Genomic DNA, 23,329 nt, shown 5'->3' with positions numbered 1-23,329 from the left:
TTTCTTCCTCTATTCTACGTTCTGGATCTGTTCTCTGACTTTCTCGATCTCTGTTTTCAGATCAATGGCAATGTTGGAGATCTCCAGATCACTTGATTTTGATAAAATCGTGTTTGCTTCTCTGTTCATTTCCTGTGCCATGAAGTCCAGTTTGCGTCCGATGCCTTCTTTCTCTGTTGTGAGCATCTTTTTCATGTTCCTGATGTGGCTGTGAAGGCGGACGGTTTCCTCATCATTGCAGATTTTGTCTGAAAACAGGATGACTTCTGCTGCGATGCGGTTGTCGTCGATCTGTGTGTCTTCCAGCAGCTCGGAAACTTTTGCTTCCAGTTTGGTCCTGTAGGCATTGACTACTTCCGGAGAGCGGGCTTCTACACGTAATACTTTTTCTTCAAGGCTGTCCAGTTTTCCGATAAGGTCTTTCTCAAGATTTCTGCCTTCCAGTATCCTTGTCTGGACAAATTTCTCACATGCCTCGCGAAGGGGCGGTTCCAGAGATTCCCAGAGTGCTTCCTCATCAACAGACTGTTCTTCCATGACAAGTACCTCCGGATAGCGTGACAGGGTGCTGACTTTGATATCGTAGTCAAGGTCAAAGTCCTGCTGCATCTGTTTAAGACAGGTGATGTATTCGGATGCGAGTTCTCTGTTGTATTTGAGAGCTCCGTTGTCCAGGGTGTAGTCTTCGTATGTGATGTATACATCAACTTTGCCTCTCTGGATGTAGGTTTTCATCAGGTTTCTGACTGCGCCTTCCAGGAAGTTGAGTTTTCTGGGCATTTTGATGCTGAGGTCCAGGTATCTGTGGTTGACAGATTTTAGTTCGATTGTTATTTTTCTTTCTTTGGTCACGACTTCTGCCCGGCCGAAACCTGTCATGCTTTTTATCATAGTTTTTCTCTCTTTGTCTGTCTATTAGTGTCGGGGTATGTGTGCCTGTTCTGGTTTACATACAGATTTATTATAGTTCATTATAGAATGGGAGTCAAACATTTTTTCGTTGATGGCGATAGGAAATGTGTGGTATACTTACAAGAGGGACGCAGGATAAAATAAATGGTCTGGGGCGCGGTTTCGGAAGCTAGTCAACTCTAAGGCTTCGGAAATTTGCTAAAAGCATAAAAAAAACAGCAAAACTCGCTTCGCTCAGACAGGTTGCTGTTTTTTTCATAACGCAAATTCCCAAAGCCTAAGAGTTACTACGCTCCCTGCAAATGCGCCCCAGACCATTTATTTTATCCTGCTGGTAGCTGGCTGTGGGAGGTATATGGTATATTTAATTGGAAGGCTTTCAGAAAGGCCTGTTATATTAGAGTTTGTTTGTCAGAAAGGGCTTCGCCTTTCTGACGTAGGTGATGTTTAGATTTTATGTATTACCTGTCAATTATAAAATTGTTATCAGTCATATTGGGGACTGAGATTTTGATTATTGTGAGTATTATTTAAAAAGGAGTGTTTTTATATGGCTTTTGATGGGATTACGATTGCGGCTATGGTGAGGGAGCTGCATTTGAATTTGGATGGAGGACGGTTTAATAAGATCGCTCAGCCGGAGGCGGATGAGCTTTTGATTACGGGGAAGGGGGCGAATGGGCAGTGCAGGCTGCTGCTTTCGGCCAGTGCTTCTCTTCCGCTGATTTATTTTACTTCCAAGAATAAGCCCAGCCCTATGACCGCGCCTAATTTCTGTATGCTGCTGCGTAAGCATATTGGAAGTGCGAGGGTTTCGGATATCAGGCAGCCGGGGATGGAGCGTGTGGTGATGTTTGAGCTGGAGCATCTGAATGAGCTGGGGGATCCCTGTAAGAAGGTTCTTATCATGGAGCTGATGGGCAAGCACAGTAATATTATTTTCTGTGATGATAAGGGGATGATCCTGGATAGTATCAAGCATGTTTCTTCTCATATGAGTTCTGTGCGTGAGGTGCTTCCGGGAAGGGAGTATTTTATTCCGAAGACGCAGGATAAGCTGGATCCGCTGACTGTGAGTGAGGAGGAGTTCTGTGATGTTGTGTGCAGGAAGCCATGTAATGTTTCCAGGGCTGTTTACTCTTCTCTTACTGGAATCAGTCCGGTTGTTGCGGAGGAGATCTGTTTCAGGGCTTCGATCGACGGGAGTGATGCAGCGCAGTCTCTGGATGAGGCGGCGAGGGTGCATTTGTATCATACGTTCCGCAGGCTGATGGATCAGGTTGTGGAGGGGGATTTTTCTCCGAATATTGTTTACCGGGGGGAAGAACCTGTGGAGTATGGTGTGTTTGCGTTCCAGCAGTATGGACCGGAGTATCATTCTGTGGAGTTTGACAGTGTTTCACAGATGCTGGAGACTTATTATGCGACGAAGAATACTCTGACGCGTATCCATCAGAAGTCTTCGGATCTGAGGAGGATCGTGCAGACTGCGCTGGAGCGTAACCGTAAGAAGCTGAGTCTGCAGGAGAAGCAGATGAAGGATACTGCGAAGAAGGAGAAGTATAAGGTTTACGGGGAGCTGATCAATACTTACGGGTATGGGCTGGAGGATGGATGTAAGTCGTTTAAGGCTCTGAATTATTATACCAATGAGGAGATTACCATTCCTCTTGATCCTACTATGACTCCGGCGGAGAATTCCAAGAAGTATTTTGACAAGTATGGAAAGCTGAAGCGTACGGAGGAGGCTCTGACTGAGCAGATTGCAGATACGAGAAGTGAGATTGAGCATCTGGAGTCTGTTTCCAATGCTCTGGATATTGCTCTGGCTGAGAGTGATCTGGCACAGATCAAGGAAGAGCTGATGGAGTATGGGTATATTAAGAAGCATTATGACCGCAGGAAGGGGCAGAAGGCGCAGAGTAAGTCTAAGCCGTTCCATTATGTGACTGAGGATGGGTATGATATTTATGTGGGAAAAAATAATTTCCAGAATGATGAGCTTACCTTTAAGTTTGCCACAGGGAATGACTGGTGGTTTCATGCCAAGAAGATGGCCGGTTCGCATGTGGTCGTGAAGTCTAAGGACGGAGAACTGCCGGATCATATCTTTGAGATTGCGGGACAGCTTGCCGCTTATTATTCCAAAGGACGTACTGCTCCTAAGGTGGAGATTGATTATATCCAGAAGAAGCAGGTGAAAAAGCCTGCAGGGGCGAAGCCCGGATTTGTGGTTTATTATACAAATTATTCGCTGATGGCTGAGCCGTCATTAAAAGGAGTCAGGGAAGTCTGATCATACTGTTGTATAGTTACAAATATTAAAAGAATTGCGGGAGCTGCTTTGCAGCGGAGTAAGTAATTCGTGGATGTCAGGTCAGGGGTGAAATACCTTTTGACCCTGACATTATATAACAATAATTAAGGAGAATTTCTTTTTATGAGTATTTTGAATGTTGAACATCTGACACATGGTTTCGGAGACAGGGCGATTTTTAATGATGTGTCTTTCCGCCTGTTAAAGGGCGAGCATATTGGACTAGTTGGTGCCAACGGGGAAGGTAAATCTACTTTCTTTAATATTGTAACCGGAAAGCTGATGCCGGATGAGGGTAAGATTGAATGGGCAAAGAATGTACGTGTCGGCTATCTGGACCAGCATTCTGTCCTTTCTCAGGGTATGTCCATCCGTGACGTGCTGAAGTCTGCGTTCTCTTATCTCTTTGAGATGGAGGAAAGAATGAATGGGATCTGTGACTCTCTTGGCACTGCTTCTCCTGAGGAGATGGATACTCTGATGGAGGAGCTGGGAACTATTCAGGATACCCTTACCATGCATGATTTCTATGTGATCGATGCGAAGGTGGAGGAAGTTGCCAGAGCCCTGGGACTTCTGGATATCGGACTGGAACGTGATGTTACAGACCTGAGTGGTGGTCAGAGAACCAAGGTTCTGCTTGGCAAGCTACTTCTGGAGAAGCCGGATATCCTGCTTCTGGACGAGCCTACCAACTATCTGGATGAGGAACATATCGAATGGCTGAAGCGTTATCTGCAGGATTATGAGAATGCATTTATCCTTATCTCCCACGATATTCCGTTTCTGAATTCTGTTATCAATCTGGTTTATCATATGGAGAATCAGGAACTGAACCGTTATGTCGGGGATTATGACCATTTCCAGGAAGTGTATGAGGTGAAGAAGGCTCAGCTTGAGGCTGCTTACAGACGCCAGCAGCAGGAAATCAGTGAACTGAAGGATTTCGTCGCAAGAAATAAGGCCAGGGTTTCTACAAGAAATATGGCAATGTCCAGACAGAAGAAGCTGGATAAGATGGATGTGATCGAGCTTGCTGCCGAGAAGCCGAAGCCTGAGTTTCATTTTAAATACGGACGCACTCCGGGGAAATATATTTTCGAAACGAAGGATCTGGTTATTGGTTATAATGAACCTCTTTCCAGACCTGTTACTCTCTCTATGGAAAGAGGAAATAAGATTGCGCTGGTTGGTGCAAACGGTATCGGTAAGACAACTTTACTGAAGAGTATTCTGGGGTTGATCCCGTCTCTGAAGGGTTCCTGCGAACTTGGGGAGAATCTTCAGATTGGATATTTTGAGCAGGAAGTAAAGGGTGATAACAAGACTACCTGTATTGATGAGATCTGGGCGGAGTTCCCGTCTTATACTCAGTATGAGGTGCGGTCTGCTCTCGCCAAATGCGGTCTGACTACCAAGCATATTGAAAGTCAGGTACGTGTACTGAGTGGCGGGGAGCAGGCGAAGGTGCGTCTGTGTAAGCTGGTGAATAAAGAAACGAACATTCTGCTTCTGGACGAGCCTACCAATCATCTGGATGTGGATGCAAAAGAAGCTTTGAAGCAGGCATTGATCGAATATAAAGGAAGCATTCTTCTGATCTGCCATGAACCGGAGTTTTACCGCGATGTGGTTTCTCAGGTATGGGACTGCAGTAAATGGACTACAAAAGTATTATAATAATTGGTACATGAAGGGTTATTACAAATGAGTAAATCAAAAACTGTGGATCTGACTTCCGGTCCGATCCTGAAAACTCTGGCAGAGCTGGCTCTGCCTATCATGATTTCTTCCATGCTGGGAACAGCATACAGTATTATGGATATGGCATGGATCGGACTGCTTGGTGCAAAGGCAGTTGCAGGCGTGGGAGTAGGCGGAATGTATGTCTGGCTCTCCCAGGGGCTTGCATCCCTGTCAAGAATGGGCGGACAGGTAAATACAGCTCAGGCATGCGGGCGCAAAGATTATGACCAGGCACGTTCCTATGCTGCCGGTTCTCTGCAGCTCACTGCACTGTCCGGCATTTTGTTTGCTGCTGTCTGTGTTATTTTCATACAGCCTCTGCTGGGATTTTTTAATCTGACCGACGCAGAAACTTATACTGCTGCCAGATCTTATACATTGATCACCTGTGGACTGATTCTTTTTTCTTATCTGAATCTGACGCTGACAGGACTCTCTACTGCGCAGGGAGATTCCCGCACTCCCCTGCTTGCAAACTTTATCGGGCTTGCAGGAAATATGATCCTGGATCCGCTGCTGATCCTTGGCATCGGACCTTTCCCGAGGCTGGAGGTTGCCGGAGCCGCTATTGCGACAGTAAGTTCACAGATTCTGGTTTTTGTGGTGATGGTTATGCGTATCCGGCATTCCAGACTGGAGCCCAATGTTTTACAGCATCTGAATCTGCTGTCTGTTTTTCCAAAAGAATATTATAAGCACATTTTCAGGATCGGGTTTCCCACAGCTATACAGGGAAGCATTTACTGTTTCATCTCCATGGTTCTGACCCGTATGGTTTCCGGTTATGGTGCTGCCGCTATTGCAACGCAGCGTGTTGGCGGACAGATTGAATCCGTATCCTGGAATACTGCTGATGGTTTTGCTTCAGCACTGAATGCTTTTATTGCCCAAAACTACGGTGCACGAAAAAAAGACCGTATCCGTAAAGGTTACAGTCTGTCATTTCGCGTTCTCACAATTTGGGGCCTGTTTGTCACTGCAGCTTTTGTCTTTCTTCCGGAACCAATTGCCAGGTTATTTTTCCACGAAAAAGAAGCTCTGGATACTGCTGTCAATTATCTGGTCATTATCGGATTCAGTGAAGTCTTTATGTCCATTGAGCTGATGACAGTGGGCGCATTATCAGGACTTGGACGCACCAGATTATCCAGTACGATCAGTGTGATCCTGACAGGCTCACGAATCCCGCTGGCATTGATCCTGACACATGCGGGAATGGGATTAAATGGTGTATGGTGGGCGCTTACAATCTCTTCTATCGTGAAGGGAATCGTGTTTACACTGACATTCCGGCATATCAGCAGGCGGTTGCCTGAAAAGGTCTAAAGGTCTCTTAATATAGCTGGCAAACTCAAAAGAGGACTGTTCAGAAAAATTTCTGTCAGTCCTCTTTTTACTGTTTCTATTATTTCGCAACAAAGTTTACGATCTTGTTCGGTACATAAATCTCTTTGATAAGGTTCTTACCTTCCAGGAAGGAAGCAATTCTCTCGTCTGCTTTGGCGATCTCGAATGCTTTTTCTTTTTCACATCCGTTAGGGATTACGATTGTTCCTCTTACTTTACCGTTTACCTGTACACCGATCTCAACGGTCTTGGCAATTGTTTTGCCTTCATCGTATTTCGGCCATTCGGAAACTGCCAGTAAGCCTTCTCCTCCGATGAATTCCCAGATTTCTTCGCAGATATGCGGTGCGAACGGGCTAAGCAGTTTGATAAAGATGGTAAGGTCATCTTTGCTTAAGTGTCCTTCTGCTGTGATCTCATTAATGAGTGTCATCAGGCTGGCGATCGCTGTATTGAATTTCAGGTTCTCGATATCAGAAGAAACTTTTTTGATGGTACGGTGGAGTTTCATCTCCAGTTCATCAGATACGGATTCTTCAGAAAGGATATCTGTCAGCCCTGCAACACGATCCAGGAACTTCTTACAGCCCTTTACAGAGTTCTCGCTCCACGGTGTAGCTGCGCCATAGTCACCCATAAACAGTACATAGGTACGAAGAGTATCTGCACCGTATTCTTCTACAATATCCAGCGGATCAACTACGTTGCCCTTGGATTTACTCATTTTATCTCCGTCCGGTCCGAGGATCAGTCCCTGGATGGAACGTTTTGCATATGGTTCCGGTGTATTTACTACGCCAAGATCATACAGGAAATGATGCCAGAATCTGGAGTAGATCATATGTCTGGTAACGTGTTCCATACCACCATTGTACCAGTCAACAGGCATCCAGTATTTCAGTTTGTCCATATCAGCCAGTGCATTTGCATTGTGCGGATCTGTGTATCTTAAGAAATACCAGGAAGATCCTGCCCACTGAGGCATGGTATCTGTCTCACGTTTCGCTGCAGCACCGCATTTCGGGCATGTGCAGTTTACAAAAGAATCAATCTTTGCAAGTGGGGACTGTCCGTCTTCACCCGGCTCGAAGTCCTTTACATCCGGCAGGCGCAGCGGAAGTTCGTTCTCCGGAACTGCCACAACACCGCAGTTCGGGCAGTGAATAAGCGGGATTGGCTCACCCCAGTATCTCTGGCGGTTGAATGCCCAGTCTTTCATCTTATACTGAACACCGGCTTTACCGATTCCTTTTTTCTCCAGTTCTTCCAACATACGCTCAATAGAATCTTTCTTCTTTGCATATCCGTTCAGGAAATCGGAGTTTACCATTTCGCCGTCGCCTGTATAGGCTTCTTTTGAAATATCTCCGCCTTTGATAACTTCGATAATGTCGATGCCGAATTTCTTCGCGAAATCATAGTCACGCTGGTCGTGAGCAGGTACTGCCATGATAGCACCTGTACCATATCCCATCATTACATAGTCAGCAATGTAGATCGGGATTTTCTTACCGTTAACCGGGTTGATTCCCTCAAGTCCCTGGATTCTCACACCTGTTTTATCTTTTACAAGCTGAGTTCTCTCAAACTCTGTTTTCTTTGCACACTCATTACGATATGCAGTGATCTCATCCATGTTTGTGATTTTATCTGCATATTTGTCAATGATCGGATGTTCCGGTGCGATTACCATGAATGTTACACCAAACAGAGTATCCGGTCTGGTTGTATAGATTTCAAGTTTCTCATCGATTCCGTCAACATCGAAGTTAACGAAAGCACCTTTTGATTTGCCGATCCAGTGGATCTGCTGCTGTTTTACATTATCCGGATAGTCTACATCTTTCAGACCTTCCAGAAGCTTATCTGCATACTGGGTGATTCTTAAATACCATACATCCTTGGATTTCTGAACAACATCACTGTGGCAGATATCACATTTACCACCCTGACTGTCCTCATTGGAAAGGACTACTTTACAGTGCGGGCAGTAGTTAACCAGTGTTCTGTCTCTGAATACAAGACCTTTTTCGAACATTTTCAGGAAAATCCACTGTGTCCATTTGTAGTAGTCTTCATCTGTTGTATCGATCACACGGTTCCAGTCAAAGGAAAATCCAACTTTCTTTAACTGGTTTGAAAATCTCTTGATGTTCTCATCTGTGATAATACGTGGATGTGTTCCGGTCTTTACCGCGTAGTTCTCTGTCGGGAGACCAAATGCATCAAATCCGATCGGGAAAAGTACATTATAGCCTTCCATACGACGTTTTCTGGAAATAACCTCCAGACTGGAATATGCTTTGATATGTCCTACGTGCATACCGGCACCGCTTGGATATGGGAACTCTACCAGACCATAGAATTTAGGTTTGTCACTGTTATCTTTGGCTTCGAAGACTTTGGCTTCTTCCCATTTTGCCTGCCACTTAGGCTCGATCTTTTTAAACAAGTATTTCATCTCTATACTTCCTCCAACATTTTGCTGTATGTGAACTACCCGGCAACAGAGTTACCAGGGCATCTGACTTAAGGCGAGATACCGTCTTTTTCAGGGGTGCGTCCATGACACCACTACTGTTTGCTCCACTGAGCTACACAGCTGCTTTTATTATTTCCGGCGGTTTCAGTCCGATTATGGACATCTTATCCTAAAAATTTATTTTAATTCAATAAAGGCTGTTTGTCAATGTAACGTTTCGCTGTATCGAGTGTTTTTGCTTTACAAATGGCACTTATTTCGCATTTTCGAGTAATACACCACTAGAGTGTGTCTGAAAAATCATTCCCGCAAATTGTGACGCACATCTTGCAGAAAGCCTTTTTCAGACACACTCTAGTTCTGTCAACAAAACGTAAAAAACAGGACATTCCGCATCTCTGCAAAATGTCCTGCCATTTTTATTTCTTAGCTATATTTTAATTACTGCGCTAACACAAATTACTGCTCTGTCAGTAATTACCCTTTTTTATTCTTCAGCTTTATCCACTTTGCTTGCTCTTGCTTCGATTTCTTTTGCCTGAATATCGTTCGGAGCCTGCTCGTAGCGTGCGAATTCATAGGAGAATTCTCCGCTTCCGCCTGTCATGGAGCGCAGATCTGTGGAATATCCATAAATCTCAAGCTGTGGAACATCTGCCTCAATAATGGTATTGCCCTGATGATCAGGAGTCATACCAAGAACACGGCCACGACGTTTGTTCAGGTCGCCCATAACATCACCGGTAAATTTATCCGGAACAGTTACTTTCATAGATACGATTGGCTCTAAGAGTACAGGTGATGCATCCATAAAGCCTTTCTTAAATGCAAGAATCGTTGCCATCTTGAATGCCATTTCTGAGGAGTCTACCGGATGATAAGATCCATCATATAAGGTAGCTTTCACACCAACTACAGGATATGCAGCCAGAGGTCCTTTTAATACGCATTCCTGAAGACCTTTCTCAACTGCCGGGAAGTAGTTCTTCGGAACTGCACCACCAACTACAACCTGTTCAAATTCATAAGGTGTCTCCAGATCGCCTGATGGCTCGAAACGCATCTTAACATGTCCATACTGTCCATGTCCACCGGACTGTTTCTTATGTTTACCCTCTACATCTGCATTCTTACGGATCGTCTCGCGGAACGGAACCTTCGGTTTGCTCAGCTCAACATCTACTTTGTATCGTTCTTTTAATTTATTCATAACGATATCGAGATGCTGATCACCGATACCATAGATAAGGCTCTGACGGTTTGCACTGTCATTTACTACACGAAGTGTCTTGTCTTCACTCATCATCTTCGCAAGTGCCTGGGAAATCTTATCCTCATCACCCTTCTTCACTGCTTTAAATCTCTTACAGGTATATGGTGTGGAAAGGAGTGCCTTCGGATAAAGAATCGGATTTGCTTTTGTCGCAAGGCTGTCACCAGTCTGTACGCTGTTTAATTTGGCAATTGCACCAATATCACCGGCATGAAGTTCCGGAACCTCGATCGGTTTGGATCCTTCAAGTACATATAATTTATTCAGACGTTCTTCTTCGCCTTTCTCTACGTTTAATAAAGTGTCATCGGATTTGATAACACCGGAGCATACTTTAATAAGAGAATATTTGCCAAGGAACGGGTCTGCAATTGTTTTCCACACATATGCGGATTTCACTTTCGTGAAGTCGTAGTTTGCTTCAAAGATCTCATTTGTCTTCTGAGCGATTCCGTTGCAGGAGCGTTTGTCCGGGCTTGGGAAATATCCGCAGATATCATCCAGTAAGTTGGATACACCGCGAAGATTGATCGGTGAGCCCATGCATACAGGTACGATAGATGCTTCCTGTACGTTCATTGCAAGTGCTGCGGAAACCTCTGTTACTGAGAATGTATCACCTTCAAAATAACGGTCCATGAATTCCTCGCTGGTCTCTGCAACAGATTCCATAAGGATATCGTGATATTTCTCCAGATATTCATCCAGGTATTCAGGAATCGGGCATTCCTCTTTCTTACCTTTATCTATGTACTTACGTCCTGCCTGTTTTACAACATTTACATATCCTACAAATTTGCCGTCTTCACGAATCGGGAAGTGAAGCGGTGCGATCTTCTTGCCGTAGAGTTCAGTGAGCTGTTCTACTACTTTACGGTAGCTGACATCATCTACGTCCATATCTGTGACAAAGATCATTCTCGGAAGTTTATATTTCTCGCATAAGTTCCATGCCTTCTGTGTTCCAACCTGAACGCCTGCTTTACCGGAAACTACAATGATCGCTGCATCTGCTGCGCTTACTGCTTCTTCTACTTCGCCTACGAAATCGAAATATCCGGGAGTATCCAGCACATTGATCTTTACCTTATCCCACGGTACCGGGATCAATGTGGTAGAAATGGAAAAATGTCTCTTAATCTCTTCTTTGTCATAATCGCTGACAGTATTTCCGTCTTCTACTCTTCCGAGACGGTTAGTCATTCCTGCTAAGTAAGCCATTGCTTCTGCCAGTGTAGTTTTGCCAGCGCCCCCATGACCTAAAAGGACTACATTTCTAATTCGGTCAGTTCTAAATACATCCATGTTGCGTACCTCCCTGTTTGTCTGTTATGTTATTGCCGCCTGTAACGTCCGCAGCAACGATATGGCTATATATTACTAAATTTTTTTATATTTTTCAAGTATTTTATGAAATTTTAACATCTTTTTTTGTGAACTTCTTGTAAATTGATGAGCATTTTATATATTTTCAGTAATTTTCACGGATCTCGACTGTGAACTTTATCTTAAGTGTACAGCTACTGACTATAGCAATCCTCGTAACCAGCGTGTGATAGACAGAGAAGATACCTTCATATGATACGGCGTTCGCTTTGTCGCTTTAAATTATTTATGTATAAAAGTACCGTATGAATTGACTTTTCAAATCATATCCTTTAAAATAGTAAATTATGAAATCATGTAACTGTTCCGTATTTTCACAGTTACGAATAATGTTACCTGAAAGGATGCAAAAACCACTATGAAAACTATCGGTTTTATCGGTCTCGGACTGATTGGCGGATCAATTGCCAAGGCCATCCGAAAATACCATGAAGACTACCGACTTCTTGCTTATGATCAGGATCGGGAAACACTTGCTGCAGCAGTAAGCAGCAATATGATCGATGCTGTATGCGAAGAACATGATGAACGTTTCAGGAGCTGCGATTATATTTTCCTGTGTGCTCCTGTAGAATTTAATGTAAAATATCTTGAATATTTCAAAGACAATATCGGTCCTGACACGATCCTCACAGATGTTGGAAGTGTCAAGGGCATTATCCATAAAGAAGTAGAACGTCTTGGAATGGAATCCCGTTTTATCGGAGGTCATCCAATGGCCGGTTCTGAGAAGACCGGATTCGAAGCTTCCAGTGACCGTCTGATTGAGAATGCTTACTATATTATTACTCCGGGCGGTGAAGTTGCACTGGAACGCCTGACAGATTTCACAGAGATGATTTCTTCCCTTGGTGCGATCCCGATGGTCCTTACAAGTGAAGAACACGATTTCATCACTGCCGGAGTCAGCCATCTGCCTCATATTATCGCTTCTGCACTGGTAAATCTTGTCAATATGCTGGACAGTGAGCAGGAATATATGAAAACGATTGCAGCCGGAGGTTTCCGTGATATCACACGTATTGCTTCTTCTTCTCCAATTATGTGGGAGCAGATCTGTGTGGAAAATAATCAGAATATCTCCAATGTTCTGGATGACTACATCCGCCTGCTGGTTCAGATCAAATGTTTTGTGGATAACAAGGACTCCAGGAGTCTGTATCAGATGTTTGCAAGTTCCAGGGATTACCGTGATTCTATTGATGTGGTAGACAATGGTCTGCTGAAAAAGGCTTATGTCCTGTATCTTGATATCGCGGATGAGGCCGGCGGTATTGCTACGATTGCCACTATCCTTGCGATGGAGAAGATCAGCATTAAAAATATCGGTATCATTCACAACCGTGAATTCGAGGAAGGTGTCCTCAAAATTGAATTCTACGACGGAATCTCTATGGAAAAGGGTGCCGCACTCCTTAAGAAAAGAAATTATATTATCTACGAGCGCTAAACAGATCACCCTTTGACATTCATTTTAAAAATATTTTGTCAAAAGCAGATTGCTATAAATAGCTGCAGGGAAATACAGAAATATTATAAAAACAGGCAGGAATCAAACATGGAAATAAAAAAACAGACAAACCTCAGAGGAGAACTCACTGTACCCGGAGATAAATCCATTTCCCATCGTGCAGTCATGTTCGGTTCTCTTGCACAGGGTACTACAAAGATCACACATTTTCTTGAGGGAGCTGACTGTCTCTCTACTATCTCCTGTTTCCGGAAAATGGGAATCGATATTGAAAGAAATGCTTCCGAAATCCTCGTTCATGGAAAGGGACTTCACGGACTCAGTGCTCCGTCTGAAACTCTGGATGTGGGAAACAGCGGGACTACCACAAGACTGATCTCCGGAATTCTGGCAGGACAGTCTTTTATCAGCGAATTAAACGGCGACGCTTCCATTCAGTCCCGTCCAATGAAAAGGATTATGACTCCTCTTCTGTCTATGGGCGCTGATATCGTAAGTCTGAGGGGCAATGGATGCGCACCTTTGCGTATTACAGGAAAGCCTTTACATGCCGCTCATTATCAGTCACCGGTTGCTTCCGCACAGGTAAAATCCTGCGTGCTTCTGGCTGGTATGTATGCAGATGGGATCACCAGCGTTACTGAGCCGGTACTTTCCAGAAATCATACAGAGATCATGCTGAATTATTTCGGCGCAAATGTGACTTCCCAGGGAACAACTGCTTCTATTGAACCGGAACCTGTACTGAACGGACGCGAGATTAAAGTTCCCGGAGATATTTCTTCTGCTGCTTACTTTATCGCAGCAGGGCTTCTTACTCCCGGAAGTGAGATTATTCTTAAAAATGTAGGCATTAATCCAACCAGAGACGGAATGCTTCGTGTATGCAAGGCTATGGGGGCTGATATTACTCTGCTGAATGCAAGTACAGAGGGTGAGCCTACCGCTGACCTGCTGATCCGCACAAGCAGTCTTCACGGAACCACTGTTGAGGGTGAGATCATCCCCACACTGATCGATGAAATCCCGATGATCGCTGTGATGGCAGCTTTTGCAGAGGGGACTACTGTTATCAGGGATGCACAGGAGCTGAAGGTAAAAGAATCTGACCGTATCGCAGTGGTAACAGAAGGGCTGAAACGCATGGGAGCTGATATTCAGCCGACTGATGACGGAATGATCATCCATGGAGGAAAGCCACTTCATGGTGCCGAGATCAATTCTTATCTTGATCACCGTATTGCCATGTCCTTTGCTGTTGCAGGTACAATTTGTGACGGTACACTTACTATCAAAGATGGGGACTGCGTTAAAATTTCCTATCCGGAATTCTATGAAGATCTGTACTCTCTCGGAAAATAGCAACTGTCATTTATAATTATGCTGCTGTCAACATATCATTTTTTTATGTTTGTTGACAGCAGCATAATTTTTACTGTTCACCTGTAATATCCCGCAAGATGTTTTTTTATCCTGCATATCTTTTATCTTTCTGTACATACTTTTCATAACAAAGCATAATTTGCAATTCCTATTTACAGTATCTTCATACTCTCTCAGATTGTATTTTTATAGATACTTGAGAAATTTTATCCAAAATAGCCTTTTCTTTTTCCGATAAATCGGTTATAATGTGAATCGTCAGAAGATTGTTATTATTTTAACATTATTCGATTTATTTTACTATAGCAGGATTTCACACTCTGATGGTCTGGATTAAGATGCATTATTTATGAGGATTGCTATACACACTGATATTATAATTTTCACGGTGAGTATACCATACAGGTATACAGCCAGAGAGGAGCTAACATTTATGAAAATCTTATTTTACGGCACAAAAAACTACGACGAAGAATTTTTCGAGAAGCTTCTTCCTTCCTATCCGGGAATTACAATTAAATTTACCGAAGCAAATATTCACGAAGAAACTGCTTCCCTTGCAAAAGGATATGAAGCAATCTGCGCTTTTGTAAACGCTGATCTGAGCACTCCTGTTATCGAAGAACTGAATGCTCAGGGTGTAAAACTGATCCTTATGCGCTGCGCAGGATATAACAATGTAGATCTGGAAACTGCTCACAAATTCGGAATGAAGGTTCTGCGTGTTCCGGGATATTCTCCGGAAGCTGTGGCTGAGCATGCAATGGCACTTGCGCTGACAGCAAACCGCCACACACATAAAGCATACATCAAATGCCGCGAAAACAACTTCTCTTTAAGTGGTCTGATGGGACTTAATTTCTATCAGAAAACTGCCGGAATCATTGGTACCGGAAAAATCGGCCAGGCAATGGCAAAAATCTGCAAAGGTTTTGGTATGAGAGTTATCGCTTACGATCTTTTCCCGAATAAGAGCCTGGATTATCTGGAATATGTATCTCTGGATGAGCTTCTGGCAACCAGTGATCTCATCAGTCTTCACTGCCCGCTTACAGAAGAAACCAAACACATCATCAATGAAGAAACTATCGCCAAAATGAAAGATGGTGTAATTCTTGTAAACACTTCCCGCGGCGGCCTGATCAAGACAGAGGACCTGATCTCCGGAATCCGTGATCATAAGTTCTTTGCAGTAGGACTGGATGTTTATGAAGAAGAAACTGATTTCGTATTCGAGGATATGTCCGAGCGTATTCTGCAGAGCTCCATTACCCAGCGCCTGCTCTCCTTCCCGAATGTAGTGATGACTTCTCATCAGGGATTCTTTACAAAAGAAGCACTGACTAACATTGCTGAGACTACTCTCGAAAATGCGAAAGCATTTATGGATGGGAACGAACTGAAGAACGAGGTTCTTTCCTGATAATTACAGAAATATGATCAGGGGGCTGTCGCAATAATAATTCCAGCGACAGCCCCCTTGTGATTATTTTTCAGTTTTCGTTTTAGTTTCTGATTTCGTTGTATCTGCAGAATCTGATGTTTCAGTTTTATCCGCAGATTTTTTTGCAGAAGAATCTGAAGTTTCTGCTTTATCTGTATTTTCCGTTTTATCTGTAGTTTCTGTTGCATCTGTAGTATCTGTAATGTCAGCGGTTTCTTCCTCAGGCTCATCAATCTGTTTCATATCCTCGTCAGAAGTATCTGCATCCATTTCATTCAGCTCTTCTTCTGTCAGCGGTTCAAGATCATCCTGATAAATTTCCTTATTTGTAATATCATCTTCTGACTTCTTCCCACATCCGGCAAGACCGATGGATGCCAGAAGCATTCCTGTAATCATAAAGTATTTTATTTTTTTCATTTTAATCATCCTTTCGTCTGTTCCACATAACACAAATGGTGTTTCATTTTCAGATAATATTTATTCTGCTGTTCTCAATCTGCCTGCCAGATCTTTTATTTCCTGTATGATATCTTCTCTGTCTCTGACCGGCACTTTGTCTGTACGGTTCACATATACAGTCCCCAGACTGTCACAGCTCATCTGACGAAGCAGCATCTCTGCCGTACTTTCCGCTTTTTCTCTGGGTCCGATACTTCCTGCTGTCAGCAGAACTGCTCCTGTTTTCTTCTTAGGAACAGGTTCTTCTTTACGGATATATCTTGCACTGAAATAGGTCTGCAGTCTGCTCATCACAGCAAGAAGCATTCCCGTAACCTCCTCAAAATATACAGGAGATGCCATAATAATATGGTCACATTCTTCAATGTACGAAAGAACCTCCTGCCATTCATCTTTGACTGCGCATCCTGCATGGTCAAAACACCATCTGCAGTCCATACACGGTCGGATATCTGCCCTGTAGGCATTAACCACCTTAAAATCCCCTCCAAGATTTTCCTGCAGAGTCCGGATCATATATGCAGTTTCACCGTTCTTTCGCGGTGAACCGTTGAATATCAATGTTTTCATCTTTATTTTTCCTCATATTCTTTCCTGAGAAGTGCTATCTCACGTACCCATCTCTCATTATCTTTGAATGCTTTCAGAGCATGTTTCATACGCTTTAGAGCGTGTCTGAAAAAGGCTTTCTGCAAGATGTGCGTCACAATTTGTGGAATATTTTGCCCGGATGAGGGCGCCGTAGCGGGCTACGGCAACTGAATTCGGGTGAAATATCCCGCAAAGTGGGGCGTGCAGATTGCGGGAATGATTTTTCAGACACGCTCTAGGATAACACATCTCATTCTTTGTCTGTAATATTTATGTAACCTTTTGTCATGGTATTATAACAAAAATACGGTTTTATGAAAAGACTTATTTCTTGACGATTCTGTGAATCCTCTATATACTTTGAATATGTCCTATAGCAATTACGATTTATTTTTTGTTAATTCTGATCATCTGTTCAGATATTTTAACTGCCCGGTCTCTTTAATATTTTTTTAATACTATATCTCTAATCTATTATAAACGAAAGCGAGAACTATACATATGAGCCTACAATCCAACAAGCGAAGCCAGACGAAATCTTCTTCTGCACGCAGAAAAGACATCTACAAAAAATCAAAATACTATCAGGAAAAAAGGCAAAAATTGCTGATTGCAACAGGTATCGGTATCTTTGTTCTGGTTTTTATACTTATTCTGGCAGGTATCCGCGGATGCAGCAACTATATGAGCTCCAGACAGGCAGCAGCCAAAAAAACTGTTTCCATGAACGCTTCTAAGGACAACAGCCAGAAAGCATACTCAGATTCTCAGAACACGGATTCCTCCAATGCTACAGTATCTTCTCCTGTTTCTCTGACACTCAGCGTTGTCGGTGACTGCACTCTTGGCACAGATGAAACTTTTGATTATGATACCAGCTTAAATGCTTATTATGAAAATTACGGTGCAGATTATTTCCTGCAGAATGTAAAAGATATTTTTTCCGCAGATGATCTGACTATTGCGAATTTTGAGGGAACACTCACCGATTCTGATGAACGGGAGGACAAAACATTTGCGTTTAAAGCACCTGCATCCTATGCTTCTATTCTGACAGGCGGGTCTGTAGAAGCTGTAAACACCGCTAATAATCACAGTCATGATTACGGTGATCAGAGTTTCGATGATACTCTGGCAGCACTGGATGATGCAGGAATCGTTCATTTCGGATATGATGAAACTGCTGTTATGGATGTAAAGGGAATCAAAGTAGGATTAGTCGGTATCTATGAACTGTACGACCATCTTGAACGCGAGCAGCAGTTAAAAGACAATATTGCAAAAGTAAAGGCAGACGGGGCACAGCTGATCGTAGCGATCTTCCACTGGGGTAATGAAACGGAAACCGTTCCGGACAGCAACCAGACAACACTTGGACGCATCGCGATCGATGAAGGCGCTGATCTTGTATGCGGACATCATCCGCATGTACTTCAGGGCATTGAAACTTATAAAGGCAGGAATATTGTATACAGCCTCGGAAACTTCTGCTTCGGCGGCAACAGTTCTCCAAGTGATATGGACACCATGATCTACCAGCAGACCTTTACTATTGATGCCGATGGGGTAAAAAAAGACAACGTGACCAATATCATTCCCTGCTCCATTTCTTCTGCTGCCTATGATGGATATAATAATTATCAGCCAACTCCGGCAGAAGGTGATGAGGCAACAAGAATCCTTGGAAAAATCAATGAGCGGAGTTCCTGGATTTCTACTGCAGAAGGCAGTACTTTTACTGCAAAATATAACAGTAATAATGACTCCCAGAGCAGTTCTGCAGATACAGCTGCTTCAGATAGCGATATCGTTGATATGAACAGTTCAGCTTCAGATGACACAGACGCAGAGACATACGACGAATCCTATGATACTGATAATTCGGACGCCGAATAAATAGAGCCTTCATTCATCCAAAATCACATCCATACTTCAAAAGAGCTGAAAAATCCAGTTAAGGACTTCTCAGCTCTTTTTTATATTTTTACTATGCTTTTATCAAGCAGATAAAAGCATCCTCTTCGCTACTTGCTCATAACCAGATAATTGATTGATATAATTATTTGGGTGACATTATATGATAATCATAGCATCTCCAAAAGAGAAAAATCTGTACTTTTCCTGCACTGCAGTCTCATAGGCATGCATGATATTCTCCTTGCCTGCCAGCGCAGACACCAACATCACAAGTGTGGATTCCGGCAAGTGGAAGTTTGTGATCAGGGCATCGATCATTTTGAAATGATAGCCCGGATAGATAAAGATTTCTGTCCATCCGCTTCCGGATTTCAGAATTCCATCTTCTCCTGTTGCAGATTCCAGTGTTCTGCAGCTTGTGGTTCCTACTGCTATTACACGTTTACCTGCCTTCTTTGTGTCATTGATCAGCTTTGCCTGATCCTCCTCTACTATGTAGAATTCGGAATGCATATGGTGGCTTTCCACGTCATCTACTTTGACAGGGCGGAAAGTTCCGAGACCTACATGAAGAGTCACATGAGCGATATTGACACCTTTTTCCTTTACTTTTTCAAGAAGCTCTTTAGTAAAGTGCAATCCTGCTGTCGGTGCTGCTGCGGAGCCTTCGTTCTTTGCATAAACTGTCTGATAACGGTTCTTATCTTTCAGTTTATGTGTAATATAAGGCGGCAGAGGCATTTCGCCAAGCTGATCCAGGATTTCTTCAAAGATTCCTTCATAATGGAACTGGATCAGACGGTTTCCCTCGTCCACCACATCAATGATCTCACCTTTTAAAATACCATTTCCAAATGTGATCTTAGCACCCGGGCGCGCCTTCTTTCCGGGTTTTACCAGACACTCCCAGATATCATTCTCTCTTCGCTTCAGAAGCAGGATCTCGATCAGTGCTCCTGTCTCTTCTTTATGTCCGTATAACCGGGCAGGGATTACCTTTGTATCGTTGATAACCAGGCAGTCTCCCTCTTCCAGATAATCCAGAACATCTGTGAAATGGCGATGCTCAATGCTGCCATCTTTTAAAGACAGATGCATCAGTCTGGATGAACTTCTGTCCTCCAGAGGATCCTGAGCGATCAGTTCCTGAGGAAGGTCATAATAAAAATCTGATGTTTTCATTTTATCTGCTCCTCTTCTTCCTTCCACTGTTTCCTTAACTGGCGCACATAGTTCCATTCTTTGTTTGTCAGATCAGCTTTCTTAAGAAGATCCGGGCGTCTTTTTGCCGTGCGGTAAATTGACTGCTCTCTGCGCCACTTTTCTATGTTTGCGTGATGACCGGACATAAGAACCTCCGGTACCTTTTTGCCATGCCACTCTTCCGGACGGCTGTACTGCGGATACTCCAGAAGGTTTCCTGCAAAGGATTCTGTCTCACCGGACTCCTGATTGTTCAGTACACCCGGAACCATTCTTGAAATGGAATCCATCATGACCATTGCAGGAAGTTCGCCGCCTGTAAGCACGTAATCTCCGATAGATACGTAATCTGTGACGATTTCCTCCAGAACACGCTCATCAATTCCCTCATAGTGTCCACAAAGGAATACCAGATCCTCTTCCTGCGCCATTTCTCTGGCCATAGCCTGGTTAAATACCTGCCCCTGAGGAGTCAGATATACAACTCTTGGCTTTTTTGCCGTACGGTTTGCAATCGCCTCATAAGCAAGGTAAACCGGTTCTGCCTGCATCAGCATTCCGGCACCGCCACCATAGGTATAATCATCCACTTTCTGGTGCTTATTGAATGCATAATCACGAATGTTCACTGCCTCCAGTGTGAGGAGACCTTTTGTGATCGCACGTCCGGTAATGCTGGTATTCATGCCATTTTCAATCATCTCCGGAAACAGGGTTAAAACATGAAAATTCATTTATATTAATCCTTTCATCAGATGAATGGTCATTACATTCTTCTCCACATCCACATCAAGGATACATTCCCTGATAGCAGGGAGCAGAATTTCTTCGCCTTTGGCATCCTCTACTACATAGACATCATTAGCGCCTGTTTCCATTACATCTTTCAGAGTTCCAAATTTGCTTCCGTCTTCGAGAACTACATCCATACCGATCAGGTCTGCAATGTAATATTCATCTTCTTCCAGCTCCTGCGCTTCTTCTCTCGGGATCCAGAGTTCTCTTTTTTTATACATCTCTATATCATTAATATTATCAATTCCCCTGAATTTCAGGATTACAAGGTTCTTGAAATACTTAACATTCTCTATTTCAAGCTTTCTTTTCTCTCTGCCTGTGTCAAGCAGAACATATTCCAGATCCAGAAATCTGTCTGCATCTGTGGTAGGATATACTTTTACTTCCCCGCGTATTCCGTGTGTCGTAGTGATCACACCAACTTTTAATAAATCTTCCATCTGCTGACTCCTATAATTTTCATATCATACGTCATTTGCATTCTGCTTTTATGCCTGCTCACAGCGAATGCTGATCCATATTCCAAATCCGCTTAAACCCAAATCAGGAGCCATGGGATGTTCCACAGCTCCTGACCCTTATTTTCATTGCAGAATATCTACAATCACTTTTTTGCTGCTTTTTGAAGAAGCTGCTTTTACCACAGTTCGGATCGCTTTCGCAATTCTTCCCTGCCGTCCAATAACCTTGCCCATGTCAGCAGGTCCGACTTTCAGTTCAACGATGATTGCGTCTTCCTTTTCTGTCTCAGTAACAACTACTTCATCCGGATTTTCAACAAGAGATTTTGCAATTACTTCCACTAATTCTTTCATTACATACCTCCCTGACCCGTCCCCTACGGACGCTGCAGAAATACCTTATCCTGGTATATCTGAATTATTTTTCAATTCCGGCATCTTTGAGGATTTTTGCTACAACATCTGTAGGCTGAGCTCCTGCTGCAAGCCATTTTTTAGCTGCTTCTTCATCAACTGTTACAGCGCTTGGCTCAAGGTTTGGATCGTATGTTCCGATTTCTTCGATACATCTTCCATCACGTTTGCAACGGGAATCTGCAACTACGATTCTATAAAAAGGTGCTTTCTTCTGTCCCATTCTTCTTAATCTGATTTTAACTGCCATTGTTTCTTTTCCTCCATTAAATAAAATATATTGTTTTCTTATGTTATATTACTGTTCAGCTATGAAACAGTAACTTTTATGTCAAAGCGTTATCCGCTTCGCTAACTTCTCAATTACAGTCCGAACGGAAGTTTAAATCCACCGCCACGCTTACCGGCTTTTCCGCCCATAAGACCAGGCATCTGTTTCATCATCTTCTTGCTCTGCTCAAACTGTTTCACCAGACGGTTTACTTCAGAGACATCTACTCCTGCACCTCTGGCAATACGGTTCTTTCTGGAAATGTTCAGGATTGACGGATTGCTTCTCTCCTGAGGTGTCATGGAAAGAATAATTGACTTGGTTCTGTCCATGGCTTTCTCATCGATCATTCCCTCAATATCCTTCATCTTACCGCCCATACCTGGAAGCATATTCAGGATACTGCCGATACCGCCCATCTTGTTCATCTGTTCCATACTGGTAAGGTAATCGTTGAAGTCAAAGTCCATTTTCTTTAACTTCTTCTGCATGTCCTGCGCCTGTTCTTTATCGATGGAAGCTTCTGCTTTCTCAATCAGGCTCATGACATCACCCATACCAAGAATTCTGGAAGCCATACGTTCCGGATAGAACTGCTCCAGATCAGAAAGTTTCTCGCCCATACCTACATACAGAATAGGCTTACCGGTTACTGCCTTGATAGAAAGGGCTGCACCGCCTCGGGTATCACCATCCATCTTGGTAAGAATGACACCGTCGATTCCTACTTTATCAGCAAATGTGCTTGCCACATTTACCGCATCCTGTCCGGTCATCGCATCTACAATGAGGATGGTTGCATCTACCTGAATGTTCGCCTTGATATCTGCAAGTTCCTGCATCATATCTTCATCAACATGAAGACGACCAGCTGTATCGATAAGTACGACATTCTGCTGATTTGCCTTCGCATGCTCTATGGCTGCTTTCGCAATATCCACAGGCTTCTGCTTATCTCCCATGGAAAATACTTCCACGCCCTGTTTCTCGCCGTTGACCTGCAGCTGTGTGATAGCCGCCGGACGGTAAACATCGCAGGCTACTAAAAGAGGTTTCTTACCTTTGGATTTCAGCTTACCTGCAAGCTTCGCAACTGTGGTGGTCTTACCTGCACCCTGCAGACCTGCCATCATGAACACTGTGATCTCATTTCCCGGGCGAAGAGGCAGATCTGTTGTCTCACTTCCCATTAATTTCACAAGTTCATCATTAACAATCTTGATCACCATCTGACCCGGATTCAGACCGCTCATAACGTCCTGTCCGATTGCCTGCTCCTGTACAGATTTAGTAAACTGCTTCACAACCTTAAAGTTTACGTCTGCCTCTAACAGAGCCATCTTTACTTCCTTAAGGGCAAGCTTAACGTCCTCCTCTGTCAGGCGGCCCTTGCTTCGCAACTTCTTAAATACATTCTGCAGTTTATCTGTCAAGCTTTCAAATGCCATATG

Annotated in this window: 19 protein-coding genes and 3 pseudogenes; 9 read left to right on the top strand and 13 right to left on the bottom strand. The window is 43.4% G+C overall.

The genetic code is table 11. From position 1 onward, the window contains the following. Nucleotides 1–9: 9 nt before the first annotated feature. A complete protein-coding gene (locus tag LJE09_RS08050) occupies nucleotides 10–891 on the bottom strand; it encodes a YicC/YloC family endoribonuclease (RefSeq protein ID WP_008704536.1) in 882 nt (293 codons plus the stop codon). Nucleotides 892–1,462: 571 nt separating this feature from the next. Here LJE09_RS08050 and LJE09_RS08045 point away from each other — a divergent pair. From LJE09_RS08045 to LJE09_RS08035, 3 genes are all read left to right on the top strand, one after another. Beyond that, nucleotides 1,463–3,208, top strand: a complete 1,746-nt coding sequence (locus LJE09_RS08045; protein ID WP_227194594.1) for an Rqc2 family fibronectin-binding protein — start codon at nucleotides 1,463–1,465, stop codon at nucleotides 3,206–3,208. 144 nt (nucleotides 3,209–3,352) lie between these two features. Next, the gene (locus LJE09_RS08040) at nucleotides 3,353–4,909 is read left to right on the top strand and encodes an ABC-F family ATP-binding cassette domain-containing protein (RefSeq protein WP_008704538.1); all 1,557 of its coding nucleotides are present in this window, start codon (nucleotides 3,353–3,355) and stop codon (nucleotides 4,907–4,909) included. 27 nt (nucleotides 4,910–4,936) lie between these two features. Next, the gene (locus LJE09_RS08035; RefSeq protein ID WP_227311139.1) at nucleotides 4,937–6,301 is read left to right on the top strand and encodes an MATE family efflux transporter; all 1,365 of its coding nucleotides are present in this window, start codon (nucleotides 4,937–4,939) and stop codon (nucleotides 6,299–6,301) included. 79 nt (nucleotides 6,302–6,380) lie between these two features. Here the strand turns inward: LJE09_RS08035 and leuS are convergent, their stop codons facing one another. Then, nucleotides 6,381–8,783, bottom strand: a complete 2,403-nt coding sequence (leuS, locus tag LJE09_RS08030) for a leucine--tRNA ligase (protein ID WP_022381115.1) — start codon at nucleotides 8,781–8,783, stop codon at nucleotides 6,381–6,383. Between the two features lie 274 nt (nucleotides 8,784–9,057). Further along, nucleotides 9,058–9,135: pseudogene (locus LJE09_RS19150) on the bottom strand (DUF6783 domain-containing protein); the annotation flags it as partial. Between LJE09_RS19150 and LJE09_RS19145 the strand changes: the two are divergent. After that, complete coding sequence (locus tag LJE09_RS19145; protein WP_368217164.1) at nucleotides 9,104–9,181, top strand: DUF6783 domain-containing protein; 78 nt, start codon at nucleotides 9,104–9,106, stop codon at nucleotides 9,179–9,181. The pseudogene LJE09_RS19150 and the gene LJE09_RS19145 overlap by 32 nt on opposite strands. Before the next feature lie 110 nt (nucleotides 9,182–9,291). Here LJE09_RS19145 and LJE09_RS08025 read toward each other — a convergent pair whose 3' ends face one another. Then, nucleotides 9,292–11,382 carry an elongation factor G gene (locus tag LJE09_RS08025; RefSeq protein WP_025576899.1) on the bottom strand — a complete coding sequence of 697 codons (2,091 nt, stop codon included), beginning with the start codon at nucleotides 11,380–11,382 and terminating at the stop codon, nucleotides 9,292–9,294. Between the two features lie 439 nt (nucleotides 11,383–11,821). Here LJE09_RS08025 and LJE09_RS08020 point away from each other — a divergent pair, with 439 nt between their 5' ends. The 3 genes from LJE09_RS08020 (at nucleotide 11,822) to LJE09_RS08010 (ending at nucleotide 15,740) form a co-directional block, all read left to right on the top strand. Beyond that, nucleotides 11,822–12,913 carry a prephenate dehydrogenase gene (locus LJE09_RS08020; protein WP_008704542.1) on the top strand — a complete coding sequence of 364 codons (1,092 nt, stop codon included), beginning with the start codon at nucleotides 11,822–11,824 and terminating at the stop codon, nucleotides 12,911–12,913. A gap of 108 nt (nucleotides 12,914–13,021) precedes the next feature. Further along, on the top strand, nucleotides 13,022–14,296 hold the full coding sequence (gene aroA, locus LJE09_RS08015) for a 3-phosphoshikimate 1-carboxyvinyltransferase (RefSeq protein ID WP_227311137.1): 1,275 nt from the start codon (nucleotides 13,022–13,024) through the stop codon (nucleotides 14,294–14,296). Between the two features lie 454 nt (nucleotides 14,297–14,750). After that, nucleotides 14,751–15,740, top strand: coding sequence for a 2-hydroxyacid dehydrogenase (locus LJE09_RS08010; protein ID WP_008704545.1), 990 nt, complete (start codon nucleotides 14,751–14,753; stop codon nucleotides 15,738–15,740). A 63-nt stretch (nucleotides 15,741–15,803) separates the two neighbouring features. Here the strand turns inward: LJE09_RS08010 and LJE09_RS08005 are convergent, their stop codons facing one another. From LJE09_RS08005 to LJE09_RS18765, 3 genes and pseudogenes are all read right to left on the bottom strand, one after another. Beyond that, nucleotides 15,804–16,181, bottom strand: a complete 378-nt coding sequence (locus LJE09_RS08005; RefSeq protein WP_020993787.1) for a hypothetical protein — start codon at nucleotides 16,179–16,181, stop codon at nucleotides 15,804–15,806. Between the two features lie 60 nt (nucleotides 16,182–16,241). Next, nucleotides 16,242–16,793 carry a flavodoxin family protein gene (locus LJE09_RS08000; RefSeq protein WP_022380902.1) on the bottom strand — a complete coding sequence of 184 codons (552 nt, stop codon included), beginning with the start codon at nucleotides 16,791–16,793 and terminating at the stop codon, nucleotides 16,242–16,244. 57 nt (nucleotides 16,794–16,850) lie between these two features. Continuing rightward, nucleotides 16,851–16,982: pseudogene (locus LJE09_RS18765) on the bottom strand (DUF6783 domain-containing protein); the annotation flags it as partial. Between LJE09_RS18765 and LJE09_RS18760 the strand changes: the two are divergent. Together LJE09_RS18760 and LJE09_RS07995 are read left to right on the top strand one after the other, a co-directional pair. Next, a pseudogene (locus LJE09_RS18760) lies at nucleotides 16,920–17,081 on the top strand (DUF6783 domain-containing protein). The pseudogenes LJE09_RS18765 and LJE09_RS18760 sit on opposite strands and share 63 nt — an antisense overlap. Nucleotides 17,082–17,315: 234 nt before the next feature. Continuing rightward, the gene (locus LJE09_RS07995; RefSeq protein ID WP_055059426.1) at nucleotides 17,316–18,710 is read left to right on the top strand and encodes a CapA family protein; all 1,395 of its coding nucleotides are present in this window, start codon (nucleotides 17,316–17,318) and stop codon (nucleotides 18,708–18,710) included. Between the two features lie 177 nt (nucleotides 18,711–18,887). On the opposite strand, the gene queA is transcribed toward LJE09_RS07995, so the two are convergent. The 6 genes from queA to ffh form a co-directional block, all read right to left on the bottom strand. Next, nucleotides 18,888–19,913, bottom strand: a complete 1,026-nt coding sequence (queA, locus tag LJE09_RS07990; protein WP_118330284.1) for a tRNA preQ1(34) S-adenosylmethionine ribosyltransferase-isomerase QueA — start codon at nucleotides 19,911–19,913, stop codon at nucleotides 18,888–18,890. Then, a complete protein-coding gene (gene trmD, locus LJE09_RS07985; RefSeq protein ID WP_008704678.1) occupies nucleotides 19,910–20,668 on the bottom strand; it encodes a tRNA (guanosine(37)-N1)-methyltransferase TrmD in 759 nt (252 codons plus the stop codon). The genes queA and trmD overlap by 4 nt, the downstream gene beginning before the upstream one ends. Beyond that, nucleotides 20,669–21,172 carry a ribosome maturation factor RimM gene (gene rimM, locus LJE09_RS07980; RefSeq protein WP_008704681.1) on the bottom strand — a complete coding sequence of 168 codons (504 nt, stop codon included), beginning with the start codon at nucleotides 21,170–21,172 and terminating at the stop codon, nucleotides 20,669–20,671. Nucleotides 21,173–21,316: 144 nt separating this feature from the next. Further along, a complete protein-coding gene (locus tag LJE09_RS07975) occupies nucleotides 21,317–21,547 on the bottom strand; it encodes a KH domain-containing protein (RefSeq protein ID WP_008704683.1) in 231 nt (76 codons plus the stop codon). 64 nt (nucleotides 21,548–21,611) lie between these two features. Beyond that, nucleotides 21,612–21,857 carry a 30S ribosomal protein S16 gene (gene rpsP, locus LJE09_RS07970; protein WP_008704685.1) on the bottom strand — a complete coding sequence of 82 codons (246 nt, stop codon included), beginning with the start codon at nucleotides 21,855–21,857 and terminating at the stop codon, nucleotides 21,612–21,614. A 113-nt stretch (nucleotides 21,858–21,970) separates the two neighbouring features. Next, on the bottom strand, nucleotides 21,971–23,326 hold the full coding sequence (gene ffh / locus LJE09_RS07965) for a signal recognition particle protein (protein WP_008704686.1): 1,356 nt from the start codon (nucleotides 23,324–23,326) through the stop codon (nucleotides 21,971–21,973). Between the last annotated feature and the right edge of the window lie 3 nt (nucleotides 23,327–23,329).

This window comes from Blautia sp. DFI.3.45 (assembly GCF_020593505.1).
Classification (GTDB): Bacteria; Bacillota; Clostridia; order Lachnospirales; family Lachnospiraceae; genus Blautia_A; species Blautia_A wexlerae.
Note: the sequence above shows the minus strand (reverse complement) of the source record. Positions and strands in the feature narration are given on the sequence as shown.

Excerpts from the sequence above, each read along its gene's own strand:
- LJE09_RS07995 (WP_055059426.1), top strand. The coding sequence starts at position 17,316 with ATGAGCCTACAATCCAACAAGCGAAGCCAGACGAAATCTTCTTCTGCA.
- LJE09_RS08000 (WP_022380902.1), bottom strand. The coding sequence starts at position 16,793 with ATGAAAACATTGATATTCAACGGTTCACCGCGAAAGAACGGTGAAACT.
- aroA (WP_227311137.1), top strand. The coding sequence starts at position 13,022 with ATGGAAATAAAAAAACAGACAAACCTCAGAGGAGAACTCACTGTACCC.
- LJE09_RS08035 (WP_227311139.1), top strand. The coding sequence starts at position 4,937 with ATGAGTAAATCAAAAACTGTGGATCTGACTTCCGGTCCGATCCTGAAA.
- leuS (WP_022381115.1), bottom strand. The coding sequence starts at position 8,783 with ATGAAATACTTGTTTAAAAAGATCGAGCCTAAGTGGCAGGCAAAATGG.
- LJE09_RS07975 (WP_008704683.1), bottom strand. The coding sequence starts at position 21,547 with ATGAAAGAATTAGTGGAAGTAATTGCAAAATCTCTTGTTGAAAATCCG.
- LJE09_RS08040 (WP_008704538.1), top strand. The coding sequence starts at position 3,353 with ATGAGTATTTTGAATGTTGAACATCTGACACATGGTTTCGGAGACAGG.
- LJE09_RS08045 (WP_227194594.1), top strand. The coding sequence starts at position 1,463 with ATGGCTTTTGATGGGATTACGATTGCGGCTATGGTGAGGGAGCTGCAT.
- queA (WP_118330284.1), bottom strand. The coding sequence starts at position 19,913 with ATGAAAACATCAGATTTTTATTATGACCTTCCTCAGGAACTGATCGCT.
- trmD (WP_008704678.1), bottom strand. The coding sequence starts at position 20,668 with ATGAATTTTCATGTTTTAACCCTGTTTCCGGAGATGATTGAAAATGGC.
- LJE09_RS08020 (WP_008704542.1), top strand. The coding sequence starts at position 11,822 with ATGAAAACTATCGGTTTTATCGGTCTCGGACTGATTGGCGGATCAATT.
- LJE09_RS08005 (WP_020993787.1), bottom strand. The coding sequence starts at position 16,181 with ATGAAAAAAATAAAATACTTTATGATTACAGGAATGCTTCTGGCATCC.
- rpsP (WP_008704685.1), bottom strand. The coding sequence starts at position 21,857 with ATGGCAGTTAAAATCAGATTAAGAAGAATGGGACAGAAGAAAGCACCT.
- ffh (WP_008704686.1), bottom strand. The coding sequence starts at position 23,326 with ATGGCATTTGAAAGCTTGACAGATAAACTGCAGAATGTATTTAAGAAG.
- rimM (WP_008704681.1), bottom strand. The coding sequence starts at position 21,172 with ATGGAAGATTTATTAAAAGTTGGTGTGATCACTACGACACACGGAATA.
- LJE09_RS08025 (WP_025576899.1), bottom strand. The coding sequence starts at position 11,382 with ATGGATGTATTTAGAACTGACCGAATTAGAAATGTAGTCCTTTTAGGT.
- LJE09_RS08050 (WP_008704536.1), bottom strand. The coding sequence starts at position 891 with ATGATAAAAAGCATGACAGGTTTCGGCCGGGCAGAAGTCGTGACCAAA.
- LJE09_RS08010 (WP_008704545.1), top strand. The coding sequence starts at position 14,751 with ATGAAAATCTTATTTTACGGCACAAAAAACTACGACGAAGAATTTTTC.